10 protein-coding genes are annotated in these 15,517 nt (G+C 62.0%); 4 read left to right on the top strand and 6 right to left on the bottom strand.

Annotation, left to right across the window (positions count from 1 at the left end):
• Window positions 1-44 precede the first annotated feature (44 nt).
• Complete coding sequence (locus tag QMK54_RS19850) at window positions 45-980, bottom strand: DMT family transporter (RefSeq protein ID WP_223595356.1); 936 nt, start codon at window positions 978-980, stop codon at window positions 45-47.
• Between the two features lie 84 nt (window positions 981-1,064).
• On the opposite strand from QMK54_RS19850, the gene QMK54_RS19845 reads away from it, so the two are divergent.
• Window positions 1,065-1,628 (top strand): XRE family transcriptional regulator, encoded by a 564-nt coding sequence (locus QMK54_RS19845; protein WP_320401198.1) that lies wholly within the window; start codon window positions 1,065-1,067, stop codon window positions 1,626-1,628.
• A 14-nt stretch (window positions 1,629-1,642) separates the two neighbouring features.
• Window positions 1,643-3,049 carry an FAD/NAD(P)-binding protein gene (locus QMK54_RS19840; protein ID WP_320401197.1) on the top strand — a complete coding sequence of 469 codons (1,407 nt, stop codon included), beginning with the start codon at window positions 1,643-1,645 and terminating at the stop codon, window positions 3,047-3,049.
• A gap of 16 nt (window positions 3,050-3,065) precedes the next feature.
• Here QMK54_RS19840 and QMK54_RS19835 read toward each other — a convergent pair whose 3' ends face one another.
• The 5 genes from QMK54_RS19835 to QMK54_RS19815 all read right to left on the bottom strand — a co-directional run bounded on the left by QMK54_RS19835 (window position 3,066) and on the right by QMK54_RS19815 (window position 10,788).
• Complete coding sequence (locus tag QMK54_RS19835) at window positions 3,066-3,800, bottom strand: substrate-binding periplasmic protein (RefSeq protein ID WP_320401196.1); 735 nt, start codon at window positions 3,798-3,800, stop codon at window positions 3,066-3,068.
• 1,358 nt (window positions 3,801-5,158) lie between these two features.
• Window positions 5,159-6,607: a curlin gene (locus QMK54_RS19830; protein ID WP_110662228.1), complete on the bottom strand. Its 1,449-nt coding sequence runs from the start codon at window positions 6,605-6,607 to the stop codon at window positions 5,159-5,161.
• Between the two features lie 27 nt (window positions 6,608-6,634).
• Entirely contained in the window at window positions 6,635-7,096 is a 462-nt protein-coding gene (locus tag QMK54_RS19825) for a curlin (RefSeq protein WP_223588101.1), read from the bottom strand.
• A gap of 60 nt (window positions 7,097-7,156) precedes the next feature.
• Window positions 7,157-9,406 carry an Ig-like domain-containing protein gene (locus QMK54_RS19820; RefSeq protein WP_223588103.1) on the bottom strand — a complete coding sequence of 750 codons (2,250 nt, stop codon included), beginning with the start codon at window positions 9,404-9,406 and terminating at the stop codon, window positions 7,157-7,159.
• A 35-nt stretch (window positions 9,407-9,441) separates the two neighbouring features.
• A complete protein-coding gene (locus tag QMK54_RS19815; RefSeq protein ID WP_223588106.1) occupies window positions 9,442-10,788 on the bottom strand; it encodes a hypothetical protein in 1,347 nt (448 codons plus the stop codon).
• A gap of 282 nt (window positions 10,789-11,070) precedes the next feature.
• On the opposite strand from QMK54_RS19815, the gene QMK54_RS19810 reads away from it, so the two are divergent.
• Window positions 11,071-12,516, top strand: coding sequence for a sensor histidine kinase (locus QMK54_RS19810; RefSeq protein ID WP_223593460.1), 1,446 nt, complete (start codon window positions 11,071-11,073; stop codon window positions 12,514-12,516).
• Window positions 12,517-12,701: 185 nt separating this feature from the next.
• On the top strand, window positions 12,702-15,509 hold the full coding sequence (locus QMK54_RS19805; RefSeq protein ID WP_223593462.1) for a multicopper oxidase domain-containing protein: 2,808 nt from the start codon (window positions 12,702-12,704) through the stop codon (window positions 15,507-15,509).
• Window positions 15,510-15,517 lie beyond the last annotated feature (8 nt).

Below are 15,517 nucleotides of genomic sequence, written 5' to 3'. Positions count from 1 at the left end.
CTTGCTCGCGAAGGCGGCCTATCCAGCCATGCAGAACCAGCGGTCTATCGCTGAGTTTCCTCTTCCAGCGCTTCCTCCGCCGCAGCCGCCTTACCCTTGGTCTTCAACTCACTGACTATCACCGCCGCCACAATCAACCCGGCGCCGACCAAGGCAATCGCCGGCAGGCGTTCCCCGGCAATGCGCCCGACAATCCCGGCCCAGACCGGCTCGCCGGCATAGATCAGCGTGGCGCGGGTCGGTGACACGCTTTTCTGTGCCCAGTTCATCGCTACTTGAATCGCCGCGCTGGCCGCACCGAGGCCCAGCGCGCTGCACAGCAGCAACCAGGAGAAGTTCGGAATCGCCTCGTTGGTCGGCACCACCATCAAGAACGACAGCACCGAAGTGACCGCCAGTTGCACCACCGTCACCCGACGCACGTCGACCTGGCCGGCATAGGTGCTGATCAGGATGATCTCGGCCGCAATGGCCACGGCACTGATCAAGGTGGCGATTTCACCGGGGCTGAAGTTGAACGATGCACCGGCCGGCCCGGACAACAGCATCAGCCCGGTAAAGGCCAGCATGATGCCGATGCTCGGCATCAACCCCGGGCGTCGCCCCAGCACCAGCCATTGCAGCAACGGCACAAAAGGGACGTACAGCGCAGTAATGAACGCCGACTGGCTGCTGGGAATGCTTTGCAGGCCGACCGTCTGCAAACCGTAGCCGAGCATGATCGCCACGCCGATAAACGACCCGGCCTTGAGTTCGAACCAGGTCAGGTCGCGCAGGTGACGCCAGGAAAACAGCGCGACGATGCTCGCGGCGGCGGCAAAGCGCAGGCCGACGAAAAACATCGGGCCGCTGACGGTCATCGCGTGCTGGACCAGCAGGAAGGTACCGCCCCAGACCATGGTGATCAGCACCAGCACGCACTCGGCCTTGCTGAACCTTGTAAAACGGGAAGAAGCCTTTGGGGAGTTCACCGACGTCATGACCTTGCACGCTACTGGAGGGGGACGCACAATGCGTCGAATGTTGCGCAGTATACTGCCCAACCCCACTCAGTGAGCAATATAGTGCACAAAGATTCTACCCAGCGGGCATCAGTCCTCCAGCACGTCAGTCAAAACGTCCGTCGTTTGCGTCATGCCGCCGACCTGAGCCAGACGGCGCTCGCCGAAAAGTCCGGTGTCAGCCGGCGAATGCTGGTGGCGATCGAGGCGGGGGAAAAGAACGTCAGCCTGACCACCCTCGATCGGGTGGCCGAAGCCCTCGACGTCGCCTTCAGTGATTTGATCCAGGCGCCCGACGCCCGCGATCCCAGCCGTATCAACGAGCTGGCCTGGACCGGCACCATCCCCGGCAGCAAGGCGGTGTTGCTCTCCAAGGCCCAGGCCAGCCGTGAAGTCGAGCAGTGGGAGTGGTGCCTGCAACCGGGCGAGGTGTATCCGTCGGAACCGGACGCCGATGGCTGGAGCGAGCAGATTTATGTCTTCGAAGGTTGCCTGACCGTTATGCTCGGCGACCAGCCACAGCATATCGCCACCGGTGAATTCTTCATGTTCGCCAGCAACCAACCGCACTGTTATCGCAACGATGGGGCGGTGGCGGCGCGTTTTGTGCGCAATGTGGTGATCTGAACAGGGAGAGCAGGATGGGCCAGACCTTGACCAATGACGCCGAGATCCTGATTGTCGGTGGCGGCCTCAGTGGCGCGATGCTGGCGGCGCAGTTGATGCGTTTGCCAGGCCGGCGCCGGGTGCTGGTGATCGAGCCCCGGGCCGAGTTGGGGCGGGGCGAAGCCTACAGCGCGGTGGAGTTGGGCCATACGCTCAATGGCAACGCGGCACGGATGAGTGTCGACCCGGACAACCCCGACGACCTGACCCAATGGTTGACCGAATACATCGAGGCGGGCGGCTGGCCGGAATCGGACCGGCAGCACGTGCCGATCAGCGAACTGTTTCCACCGCGAGGGATTTTCGGCCTGTACGCCCGGCAGCGCCTGGCAGAAGCGCAGGCGGTGGGCGCACTGAACGGTTCGACGGTCGAGCATGTGCAGGCCGAGGTGGTCGATTTGCAAGCCGATGCCGACGCCGTACGGTTGACCTTGAGCGATGACCGATGCTTGCAGGGCGCTTTTGCGGTACTGGCCACCGGAATGTTTCCCGCCGCGCGCACGCCACAAACCCGGTCCAGTGGCTTGAACGCCGCCGCCCTCGATCCTTGGGACGTAGCGGCCATGCAGCGGCTCGATCCGCAATCGACGGTCATGATCATCGGCTCGGGCCTGACCATGGTCGACGCCGTGGTCTCCCTCGAACAGGCCGGGCATCGCGGGCCGATCGAAGTGTTTTCCCGCCATGGCCTGCTGCCCCATGTGCGCCGCCAGCCACCGGCCTGGGTGGATTTTCTCGCCGAGGACCAGGACATCCGCACACCCCGGCAGTTGATGCGTGAACTGCGTCGACACTGTCGGGACGCCATCGCCCAGGGCATTGACTGGCAGGCACCACTGGACACGGTGCGGGCCCATATCGGCCGCTTATGGCATCAGGCGACGGATGCGCAGCGTCGGCAGTTCGTGCGACATGTACGGCCGTGGTGGGAAAGCCATCACCACCGCTCGCCACCCTTGAGTGCCGAACTGGTGGAGCGCCTATATAAAGAAGGGCGGCTGTGTATTCACGCGGCTTCGTTCAAGGGGCTCGAGCCTTCAACGGGCGACGGCGTCAGTATCCGCCTGCGGCGGCGCGGCGAGGCGCAGACCTGTGTGGTCAACGGTGCCGCCCTGATCAACTCCAGCGGTATCGAATACGACTGGCGCCGGGTCGCGCGACCGTTGCCCCGGCAACTGCTCGCCCGTGGCCTGGTGCGGCCCGGGCCGTTGGCATTGGGCATTGCCGCAGAGGTTGATGGCGTCGTCCTGAACGCCGAGGGCCAGCCCGTCAGCCGATTGTTCGCCATGGGCCCGCCGTTGCGCGGCATGTGGTGGGAAAGTACCGCCGTCACCGATGTGGCGAGCCAGGCCAAGGCGTTGGCCGGGCGGCTGGTGCGCTAGCCGTCCGTTCTGGTCTTCAGCGCGGTGTGTTGGGGCTCAGCCAGCGTTGCTTGAGTTGCTCCAGGCTTCCGTCCTGTCGCATCTGGTCCAGTGCTTGTTGCCAGCGCGCCACCTGGTGGGCATCGGTCTGCAGGGAAAACGCAATGTAGCTGCCTTGCCGCATCAGCGGGATCTGGTAGTGCAGTTGACTGGGCGGCACGCCTTCTTCACGGGCCAGGGTGGCAATGGACAAGGTGTCGGCCACCACATAGTCGGCACGCCCCAGACGCGCCAGGTGCATCATCTGCTCGGGTGTTTCGACGCCATACAGATTGTTCAAACCCTGCTGCTGCAAGTAGTTGTAGGCCAGCCATTTACGCGGCACTGCAATCGCGCCGTGGCTGCCGGCTTCCAGCAGGCTGCGCACTGGCTGGCGGGTGCTGTCGGCGGAATACAGGGCCGTTTCGACGTCCAGCAATGGGCCGACCCATTGGTACAGGCCGTCGCGCTCGGCCGTGCGCAATACGGTGAACACCCCGGTGGCCGGTTCGCTGTTGGCGACATGCAGGGCCCGCAGAAATGGCAGTTGTTGCAGGTGCACGCGATCCCCGGTGCGCTTGGCCAGTGTCCGCACCACGTCCACGCCAAAACCCGTCAACTCGCCGCCTTGCTGGAAATGCAATGGTGGATGGTTGTCGGTCAGCAGGTTCAGGTCAGCCGCGCATGCGCTGAAGGTGAGGAAATACAGCAGGCAAACGGCAAAGCGCTTCATGAATCGTCCTTGATGAAATGAAGCGCAGAGCTTAGTACGGGGGGCTGTGGCTGTCCTGCACAATTGTCGGACTTTTTTGGCTTACTTTGGGACTTTGGGGGGGGGGGGTTGAGTACATATCCGTTTTTTCGGTAACGGCGGCTTATGGTTTCGCCCTTACGGCGAGTCCCTTTTGGCAAACGCCCCAAAAGGAACCAAAAGGTCTCGCCCCTTGCGTACGGCCCCTCGCTAAGGCTCGGGGTTCCTTCGCTCCGGTATCCATCCGGGGACACTGCCCTCCGGTCGGCTTCGCTTCGACCTACATGCAGCGTGTTCGACTGCGTCGAACGGCGCTGCGCGCCAATCCCCGGATGAACACCTCCACTCAGCCTCCCGAGGGTGCGGGTGGATCAAGATCAAGAGCTGCAGGCGAGCTAACGCTCGGCCTGATGAGTGGTGAGGGGCGTGGGTGTACGCCGCTCTGCCTTTGCTCTTTTGTGGGAGCGGGCTTGCTCGCGAAGGCGGCCTGTCGGCCGACCAATTTCTTTCAGATGTACTCAATCCCTGTAGGAGCTGGCTTGCCAGCGATGACGGCCTACCAGCCAACCAATCCCTCGCAGGTACACGCCACTCAAACTGTGGGAGCGGGCTTGCTCGCGAAGACGACCTACCAGCCAACCAATCCCTCGCAGGTACACGCCACTCAAACTGTGGGAGCGGGCTTGCTCGCGAAGACGACCTGCCAGCCAACCAATCCCTCGCAGGTACACGCCACTCAAACTGTGGGAGCGGGCTTGCTCGCGAAGACGACCGACCAGCCAACCAATCCCTCGCAGGTACACGCCACTCAAACTGTGGGAGCGGGCTTGCTCGCGAAGACGACCTGCCAGCCAACCAATCCCTCGCAGGTACACGCCACTCAAACTGTGGGGGCTTGCTCGCGAAGACGGCCTGCCAGCCAACCAATCCCTCGCAGGTACACGCCACTCAAACTGTGTGGGCTTGCTCGCGAAGACGACCTGCCAGCCAACCAATCCCTCGCAGGTACACGCCACTCAAACTGTGGGAGCGGGCTTGCTCGCGAAGACGGCCTGCCAGCCAACCAATCCCTCGCAGGTACACGCCACTCAAACTGTGGGAGCGGGCTTGCTCGCGAAGACGACCTGCCAGCCAACCAATCCCTCGCAGGCATACCCGGCCCAACTGTAGGAGCTGGCTTGCCAGCGATGGCGCCCCGCCAGCCGCCCAATAATCTGCAGCCATGCCACTCAATGGATTTCGCCTGATCCAGGCACCGCTCCAATAACCTTTCCCTCAATCCATCCAACAAAAAAAACCGCGGCCCCCCTCCCGAGGCCGCGGTTCTACTTGTCGCACGATTACTGCTGCAGCACGGTTGCCTGGTTGGCCGAACCATACTGCTGCACGGTAGCGGTCTGGTTCATGCCGCTTTGGTCGACGCTGGCGATGTTGCCGGTGCCGCCTTGGGTCACGTACGCCACGTTCATGGTGTCGGCCTGTTTGACGGTGATCATGTTGTCGCTGCCGTACACCTGCTCGGTGTAGGCGCGGTTGCTGCTGCCTTCCTGATTGAACTCGGTGCTGTTGCCTATCCCGGTAGAGCTGCCGATGGCCAGGTTGGTCTCGCCGCGTTGATCGGAGATCAGGATGTTGTCACTGCCGTTCTGGTCGAAGTACAGCTCGTTATACGAATCGGCCTGGCTGATGGTGGTTTTGTTGCCGGTGCCGTTCTGGTTCGTCTTGACGATTTGGCCAATGCCGTTCTGGGTGAAGTTGGCGACGTTCTCGTTGCCGTTCTGGTTGATGGTCGCACGCTGGTTGCTGCCGAACTGGCCGCCGGTCTGCGGGCCTTTCCAGTTGCTGGCGTAGACCTTGTTGCCGTCACCTGTGGTGTTGACGTTGAGCACCTGGTTCGTGCCGTTCTGGTAGGTGAAATGCACGTTGCTGTTGCCTTGTTGATACAGCGCCAGGGTCGAGTTGGTGGATTCGTACTGGTCGGCATAGATGGCGTTGAGGTTGCCGACCTGCATCACCGAAGCCACGTTGTTATCGCCAAAGCTCTGGTCGACGATGGTTTCGTTGGTGTTCCCGTATTGATTGATGGTGGCTTGGCTGGCGACCTGAGTCTCTTGCCAGACTTCGGTGCCGTTGCCGTTGCCGTACTGGTTGATGCTCAGGTTGCCGCCCTGGCCGTTGCGCTGGTCGCCATAGGCATAGTTGCCGTCGCCGTTCTGGTTGATGTCCATCCGGGCACCGTTGTGCAGCACCTGTTCGGCGGTGCCGTAGTTCTCGTTACCGTGCTGGGTGACCGTCGCTTTGTTGTCGACGCCCACCTCCGTCTGTTCGATGTTGACCTCGTTATTGTCACCGAACTGGAAGCTTTTGGCGGATGTACCGTCCTGGCTGTCCTGATAGATGAGCGAGAAGTTGCCGTTACCTTCCTGTTGTTGCAAGGCATCGCTGATACCCACGCCGATTGACTGGCTGGCATGGGCGGAGTTGTACGTGCCGGTCTGCAGCTGATTGATGTTGCTGCCGTTGTCGGATAACTGCTCGGCGTAACCAGCGTTGTAACTGCCGGTCTGCAGCTGATTGATGGTGCCGGTGGCGTTGTCCTGAACCGCAGCCGCATCGTTGCCTTCACCCCACTGCTTCTGGCTGGTCGTGCTGGCCGGGGCAAGGTTCTGTTTCACATTGGCGATATTGGCGGTGCCGTCCTGGAATTGGTCGGACACGCTGTCTTCGGCCAACGCATGGGCACTGACCATGACCAGGATGGCTGCGGTGAGGGGCGTCAATTTGAACATGATTGAGTCTCCATGGGGTGCAGTGCTTCAGCGATATTGTTTGACCGAAACGCTCATGCCGTTCCCGGACTGGTTCACGGCGCTTTGCAGCCCCGTGCCGGCCTGGTCGATGCTGGCGCTGTTGTAGTTGCCGTTCTGCGAGATCTGCGCGCGGTTGTGGCTGCCTGTCTGGGTAATCGAGGCATCGTTACCGGAGCCTTGTTGATTGATCATTGCCATCAAGTCGCTTCCTTGTTGCAGGATGTAAGCCTCCTGATTGCTTCCCGACTGGACGATGGTGCCGAGCAACGACTGACCGTTCTGTTGCAGCATCGCGACGTTGGCCTGACCGTTCTGGTCGATCAGCGCGTGCTGGCCCACCGGTGGTGGCAATTCACCAAGATCGCCACCGGGGCCCAGGTCATCGTTTTCCATCAAATCGTCGGCGCGCACGCCTGCACTGCAGCAGAGCAAAAGCAGGCAGAGCAGGGCGGCGGTCGATGTCTTCATGGTCTTGTCCTCAGGGTTCAAACCGGCCCCATCAACCTGCGTGGCTGATGGGGCGCGGGCTCAGTTGGCGATCACCGGCACCGTCCGCACGGAGCCTTGGGACGAGCTGATCGTCGCGGTCGGGTTCGCCGACGGAACCACCGTGGTGATGTTGTTCACCGTCAACCGCCAGCGACCGTTCACCGGTACGGTGGTGGTGCCCAGCGTCACCAGCCCGGTAGGGGTAGTGACCTTGATGGTGATGGTGTTGCCGGTGGTCACCGATGAGGTGCCGGCAAAGTCCCAGGTGAAGCGGTTGTTGGAACGGGCGCTCACCGTTGCGGTGGTCACTGCGAAGGTTTCCGCAGCAGGCCGTGGCGAGACCTGCACCGTGACCGTGGCCGGCGCTATCGACACGGCGCCGAAGCTGTCCCGGGCAAAGTAGGTGAAGGTCGTGGTGAAGGCCGTGGTGACGTTGCCCGGAGGGGTGTAGGTGAGCACGGTGCCGTTACTGCTGACGGTGCCGCGATTTGCCGGTGGTTGAGTAAAGCTGGCGACCGCCAATGGCAGGTTGCCTTCCGGATCGGTGTCGTTGGCCAGCACGCTGATCGGAATCGCCACTCCCAGTGTCGTGACGGCATCGGCGACTGCCACCGCAGGCCGGTTAGGCGCCACGGTAATGGTCACGGTTGCCGCCGTCGTCGAGGCCAGGCCTTTAGAGTCCTGGGCCTTGTAGGTGAAGGTCGCGGTCAGCGGCGCATTGACCACGGCGGGAGGGGTGTAGACCACCGCCGTAGTACCGCTCAATGCCACGGTGCCCTGGCCGGTGGCCGGTGGGGTCAGCGCGGTAATGGTTAGCGGCGTATTACCGTCCGGGTCCCTGTCGTTGGCCAGCAGGTTGAGGGTGATCGGTACGCCGAAGCTGGTGCCGCCGGTATCGGCGACAGCGATCGGTGCCTGGTTCGCGCCGGTGTCCGGCGCAGTGCCGACGACGACGACCGGCTCGGTGTCACTGCCGCCAGCGGCGGATTTGATGGTCACAGTGGCCGGTGGTTGGGGCAGGTCAGACACCGTCAGGCGTTGCAGGGTGCCGGATTTCGTCAGCCGTCCGTATCCCTGGGCGACCATGTCCGGTATCACCACTTCGTCTGTGGAGGTGGCCTCGATCAGCAGGCTGTGGTTGCTCCAGCTGTATTGAGCGGTCTGGATTTTCACCACGTCCGAGAGCTTGCTCGACACCGCGGTCGGGCGGGTGGTACCGGCCGGGTTGGTGGCGGTGACCACCACGACCGGAGGCACGGTGCCGTTGGTCAGCAGATGCTGGGCGAAGAACGTACCGTTGTTATCGCTGACCATGTTGGTCTGGCAAGGCGATTGTGGCGGCCCGGGTACCAGGGCGATGCTTTCGCGCAAGCACAGGGTCGAGCCATTGCCGGCTTTGGCGAATACTTCGACCCGGGTGCTGTTGCCACCCGTGCCGGCGGTGCGCCGGTAGGTGGCACGGCTCATCTCCACCGCGGTTTGTGCGCGGCTGTCGAGTACCTTGCCGGCCACGGTGAAGAGGTTGGTCTGGATGGTCCCGGCCGGGCCCTGGATGCGTACGAAGTTGGTGTTGTTGGGGCTGCCGGTCACGGCCTCGGTGAGGTTCGGGTCGCCGATGAAGGTTTCGACGGCGCCGGTGTCCGGATTCACCGCGGTGTAGGGGCCGTTGACACTACGCAGGAACGGTCCGAGCGCACCGTTGACTGCACCGGTGAAAACCCCCGGTGCACCGATGCCGACGTCCCGGGTGATGTTGATCGCACGGCGGCCGGGGGTGGTGACGTTGACCGTTTCCACACCATAGGGGTGGGTAATGGTGTAGGTCCCGGCAGTAGGAATATTGATCCGCATGCGAATCCGCGCGAAGCTGATCTGGTCGCCATCCAGCGGGTTGCCGCCAGCAAATGCAGCCTCGATCCCGGCGACATAGGCGTCCATGCCATAGCCGGCGGCATTGTTGGGGATGGTGGTCTCGGCAAGGAACCAGAAGGCTTCGTCCGGCCAGTTATCCGGGAACACCATCGGCAGGGTGTCATCGAAAATGCCGGGTGTCGGCAGCAGGGTACACATGTAGGCCGGCGGCACACTGGCTCCCACCCGTGTGCTCACGGCGCGGGACTGGCACAGTTCCATCGACAGCAGGTTTTTGTCCTGATACCAGATCGGGAATTTCCCGGTGGCAAAGGTGTAAGGGCCGGGATCGACGGCGGCGAGTTGCGCGAAGGCACTGCCGGACAGCGATAGAGTCAGTCCCAGGGCGTTGACCGCCAAGCGTGGCCATTTGTTCATGATGCCTCCTGATGAGGATCTGGGCATGTGAGCGTTCATTGCACGATGACCACTTCTTCGGTATCGCTGCCGCCATTGGCTGACGTCACACGAACCTGGGCTGGCGGAAACGGCGTGATGCCGGTGGCCAGGCTTTTTACGGCGCCGTCGCCAATCAGGGCGCCGATGGCAAGACCGGTGCCGGTGGTAGCGGTGAGCACCGGTGGCGATGTTTCATCGCTGGTCGAGGCGGTGATGCTGATTTGCCCGGTGCTCAGGCTGTACTCGGCACGTGAGATGGTCACCAGGTCAGTCAGCGGCATGGGCAGGACGGTCGGCGTGCTGCTGGGTATGGCCAGGTGGTTGTCGGCGGTCACCTGCAAGGTACTCGGCAGCGCCGGGTTGGTCGGCGACTGCGCATACCAGTGGCCGGTGGTGTCCGCTTCGGAGAGGTTCAGGACCGGATTGTTGCTGGTCAGGGTCACGCTGGCCGGTGGCGGCGGGGCCATCACGAACACATCCTGCTGGGCCACCGGTGCGCTGGCGCCGGCATGTCGCGAGTAGGTGCTGCGTTCGGCGATCACCGGGGTCGGCCGGACTACCGTCGACAACTTGCCGGAAACGGCGAAGAGGGTGGTGCGCAAGTCCAGGCCATTGGGACCTTCGATGCGCACGTAGTTGGTGTTGAACGGGCTGCCGGTGACGGCCTCGTTGAGGTTCGGATCGCCGACGAATCTCTCCGCCTGGCCAGTGGTCGGGTTGGTCTCGGTGTACGGGCCGTTGACGCTGCGCAGGAACGGTCCGACGTCGCCCTTGAGTGCGCCGTTATAGGTTTTTGGCGCACCGATGCCGATGTCCCGGGTCATGTTGATCGCCCGCCGGCCGGGGGTGTCGACGTTGAATACTTCGACGCCGTAGGGGTGGGTGATGACATAGGTGCCGGCGGCGGGCACGTCGATGCGAATACGGATACGGGCGAAGCTGATCTGGTCGCCCTCCAGCGGATCACCGCCACTGAAGGCTGCTTCGAGCGCCGAGACATAGGTCAGGTCGATGCCTCGGGTGGCATCGACAATGGTCGTTTCGCCTGTGGCCCAGAACGCTTCGTCGGGGAAATTGGTCGGGAAGACCAACGGTTTGGTGTCGTCGAAAATACCGGGGTTAGGGATCAGCGAGCACATGTAAGTCGGGGCGCCAGGCGTGCTGGCAACCCTGGAACTGACAGCCTTTGATAAGCACAGGTCAAGTGTTCTACCGTGTGCATCCTGGTACCAGGCGGCGAAATTGCCATTGGCTGGCAGGTAGGGACCGGGGTCTACGGCAAACAGCGCAGCCTGGGCGATGCCTTGGGCTAGAGCGGTCACGACCAGGGCGGTCGCGGTTTTGCACAGTAAAGGGTGCATGAGTATTCCCTCTATCGAAGTACCTGCCCCTTGGGGATGGGCCAGTTGGCTGGGAGGATGGCAACTTCCATACCAATCAGCGAAAACGCCCGTAAGAGGCCCGGAATAGGGGGGTTGGCGCAGACACGGGTGACAGACCGGAAAGTTATTAAGCGGGCGGTTGTCCCCAACATTGGGGGTGATGTGGGCGCAGGGGCGGGTGGGGAATCGCAACCCCCAGATTCGGGCAAATTGCCATGAGTGGGCTATAAACCTATAGGGGGAAAACCGGGAACCAAGCCCATGACGACGATTGCCAAAATACTTGCGACCGATAGCGAAGTTCGCTTGAAAACACGCAAGCAGCCGTTCGATCTGCTGCGCTGGTTTTCGCTGGTCAGTATGGCGGTGATTGGCACGGTGGCAGTGGCGCTGGGGACGGTGTCCACGCGGTTCGTGGTTACCGAAAGCGTGCAGCGCGATGCGCTGTTGACCTCACAATTCGTCCAGGCGATTGCCCTGGCCGAAGTGCGCCATGTATCGATTCCCAACGTGCGGACCATGGGCGAGTTGCTCGACCCACGAAAAGACCAGGACTTGGGTGACGTCGACCCGCTGGCCCGCGCCAGTGCCCGTGATGAATTCCTCGACCATATCGGAAATTTGCCGGACGTGATCCTGGCCAATATCTATGCCCCCGATCGCATGGTGATCTGGTCGACCAACCCGGCCTTGATGGGCACCACGATTCATGACGATGAAGACCTCGAACGGGCATTCAACTCGAAGACCTCCGTGTCGGCCAGCTACCACGATGTGGACAAAGCCCGCACGGAACAGAAGTTCGTGGTGCCACCCAAGTACCTCTTCCTCGAAAACTACATTCCCCTGTTCGACGCCGATGGCACCACCGTCACGGCGATGGTCGAGATCTACAAGGAACCGCAGGACCTGATCAACCGCATGGAGCGCGGCCTGGTGTTGATCTGGCTGGCGACAGCCCTCAGTGGCGGCCTGATTTACCTGGGCCTGTACTGGATCGTGCGGCGTGCGGCGATCCAGTTGGCGACGCAGCAGAACCAATTGATCACCAACGAAACGTTCGTCGCGCTGGGGGAGATGTCCTCGGCGGTCGCCCACAGTCTGCGCAATCCGTTGGCGACCATCCGCTCAAGCGCCGAGCTGGCGATAGAGTTCGACGACGGTCCGGCACACGGGAACATCAACGACATCATTGGTCAGGTCGATCGCATGTCGAATTGGGTACGGGAGTTGCTCCAGTCCCTGCGACCGCTCAATGACGAGGCGGAACCGGTGAACCTGGTGGCCGCACTGCATGACAGCCTGCTGGCTTACGAGCGTCAGATCGCCAAGGCCAGGGTCAACGTGGTGTTCGAGCATGACCAGACGCCCATGGTCCTGAGCCAGCACGTGCAACTGACCCAGATCCTCAACAGCCTGCTGTCCAACGCGATTGAAGCCATGGACAGCGGTGGTACGCTGACCATCCGGATCGAGCCGCGCGATGCCCAGGATGTCAGCGTGACGGTGAGCGATACCGGCAAAGGCATGAGCGAAGAACAGCGAGTCATGGCCTTCCGCCCATTCTTCACCACCAAACAGAGCGGGCTGGGGGTCGGGCTGGTGCTGGTCAAGCGAATCATGGAGCGTTTTGGCGGTGTAGTGACCCTCGATAGCCGTGAAGGTGAGGGCACCACTGTCCGTCTGTCGTTTAAGCTGGTCCCCTGAAAACGGGGAGGAACTATCCCCGTTAGCGGGGGTCACTCCCCAGTCATTTCCCGGCTCATGGCACATTGATGTTGATAAGCCATTGTTTTGTCGAGTGTTAATACTTTTGTATAAAACAGTTACAAAACTGGCGAGGTCCTTGCAAAGCCACCATCACCCCCTTCACGACATCGAGGCGGCTGGTGATGGAAAGAAAAGCGCGGCACAACTTCAAACGTTTAAGACTGTTAACGCCTTTGGGCGTCTTGCTGACGATGGCGCTGAGCACAGCGACTCTGCGCGCCAGCCCCATCGATGACGAGCGACAGCCGGAACCTTCCGACCCTTCGGCGTATTACGACGAACCCGCGGATGAACCGGCGGCGCTCAATGCCATTTTGAGCATGCCGGAAGCCAACCAGGATTCCTTCGACTTGCCTGACGGGAACAAAGGCTCGCGGGATACCACCCGGGTGGAAAACAAACTTCCGCCGGCACAACAAACCAGTTTCAACTACCCCACCAATGGCAAGCCCAGCCCGTTGTTCGGCGCGCAGCCATTTACCCAGCAACTGGTGTTGTTCGAGGAGTTCGGGCCGGAAAAACTCGACCCCACCACGCCCTCGGCGCCGCTGCCGTTTCCACCACCGGCCATTGGCCCCTTGCCGCAACAGGACCCTACCAGCGCGGCGCGTAGCGCACCGCCGACCGCGGCGCTCGATACCTTCCTGCGCCAACCGGGGCTGACACCGTTTCCGAGCCAGTTTTCCAATGCGGTCGACCGCAATCCGTGGCAGGCGCAGATCGAGTATTTCCTCAACCGTCATATCGGTGCTTCCGCCGAAGGTCGTCCACCAGGAAAGGGCTGGTCCCATCAGCGCTGGAACGAGTTCTATCCGCAGACCGCCTACAAAACCGTGCAGACCGGCGCACGGGTCAATGGCGGTATCCGGGATGACCGGCAAATGCACCACTATGCCGTGGGCGAGTTCGGCCCCGGCGGCCTGTATCACAACGTCGCCGGTGTACCGGTAACGGAGGGCACCGCCAAGGGCGTCGATACGCGCTTCCATCCGGCGATGCCGGTGCAGAACCACAACTCGGTGTGGACCTTCGACGGCACCTTGCCGCCAAAACTGCTGATGGTCAGGTATGGCCAACCGGTGCTGATGCGCCACTACAACGGCTTGCCCATCGACCCGTCAGCGAACATGGGGTTCGGCCTGCACACCATCACCACCCACGAACACAACGGCCATTCCCCGGCCGAAAGCGACGGTTATGCCAACGCGTTCTTCTTTCCGGGGCAGTACTACGACTATCGCTGGCCGATCCAGTTGGCCGGCTATGACAGCATCAATACCGACGCTCAGGACCCGCGTGCGGCGTTCCCTTGTGCGCCGGGCGAAACCCTGTGGACCAACGATGGCAGCCCGGGCCGGAAAACCTGCGACCACGGCACCATCAAGATCCGTGGCGACTGGCGCGAAACCATGAGTACCCACTGGTTCCACGACCACATGCTCGATTTCACCGCGCAGAACGTCTACAAGGGCAACGCGGCGATGATGAACTACTACAGTGCCCTGGACCGTGGCAACGAGTCGGTGAACGACGGCGTCAACCTGCGTTTCCCCAGCGGCAGCGCCTTGCCTTGGGGTAACCGTGACTACGACGTCAACCTGGTTGTGGCCGACAAGGCCTGGGATCAGAGCGGCCAGTTGTGGTTCAACCCGTTCAATACCGACGGCTTCCTCGGTGACCAGGTGCTGGTCAACTGGCAGTGGAAACCGACCCTGGACGTGCGCGCCCGCAGCTACCGGTTTCGCATCCTCAACGGTTCGGTGTCGCGCTACTACAAATTTGCGCTTGTGCGTGAAATCAAGGGTTCCAGCGGCGAGTTCCAGGGCCCCAAAGGCTCCGGTGTGTCCTATGCCCGGGTGCCGTTCCACATGATCGCCAACGACGGTAATATCATGGAACACAGCGTGCCCTTCGACGGCACCATGGACCTGGACGCCGACGGCGACAAACAGAACCACAACGCCATCCTGCCCACCCAGGGCATTGCCGAGCGGTTCGACATCATCGTCAACTTCGCGAAAAACGGCATCAAGCCAGGCGACAAGATCTTCCTCGTCAACTTGCTGGTGCATGACGACGGTAAAGGCCCGAAAGAGCCGGTAGCGCTGGCGGACGTGCTCTCGGAAAAATACCTGGCGGTGATCAAGCAATCCAGCAAGGGACCGCAGTGGGACAAGGGTGATCCGGCGGTGGGCAAGATCCTGCAGCTCAACGTCAAGGCCTACACCGGCCAGGACCTGGCCATGGACCCAGCGCTGTACGAACCGGCCAAACCGGGCAAGGCTGAAGGCCTGGTGATGATCCCGCTGAAGATCCATCGCGACAACGCGGCCGACAAGGCGCTGCTGGCCCAGGCCCGCCATCGCACCTTCACCTTCGGCCGCTCCGACGGCACCGATGAGGCGCCCTGGACGGTCAAGACCGATGGTGGCTTCGGCTTCCACATGGACCCACGTCGCCTGAACACCGCCACTCAGTTGGCCAGCGGCCCGACCGATGCCGGCATCAAGGGTTTCGGCACCCTGGAGGTGTGGAACATCAAGCTCGGCGGCGGTGGCTGGAGCCACCCGGTGCATGTGCACTTCGAGGAAGGGATCATCCTCAGTCGCGGCGGCAAGGCACCACCGGAATGGGAAAAATGGGCGCGGAAGGACGTGTACCGCATCGGCACGGAAAAGGATGGCCTGGACAGTGTAGAGATGGCGATCAACTTCCGTGAATTCGCCGGGACCTACATGGAGCATTGTCACAACACCCAGCACGAGGACAACTCGATGCTGCTGCGCTGGGACATTGAACATCCGGGGCAATTCCAGTTGATGCCGACGCCGCTGCCGAGCTGGGATGGTGTGCGCTACGTGAATACTGCCGCGCTGCCAACCTTCCGTACCGGCGATGGTTACGGTCCGAAAGTGTCCGTCAAGAAATGAACCAGGAG

The sequence above is a fragment of the Pseudomonas sp. P5_109 genome, from assembly GCF_034009455.1.
Taxonomy (GTDB): domain Bacteria; phylum Pseudomonadota; class Gammaproteobacteria; order Pseudomonadales; family Pseudomonadaceae; genus Aquipseudomonas.
Note: the sequence above shows the minus strand (reverse complement) of the source record. Positions and strands in the feature narration are given on the sequence as shown.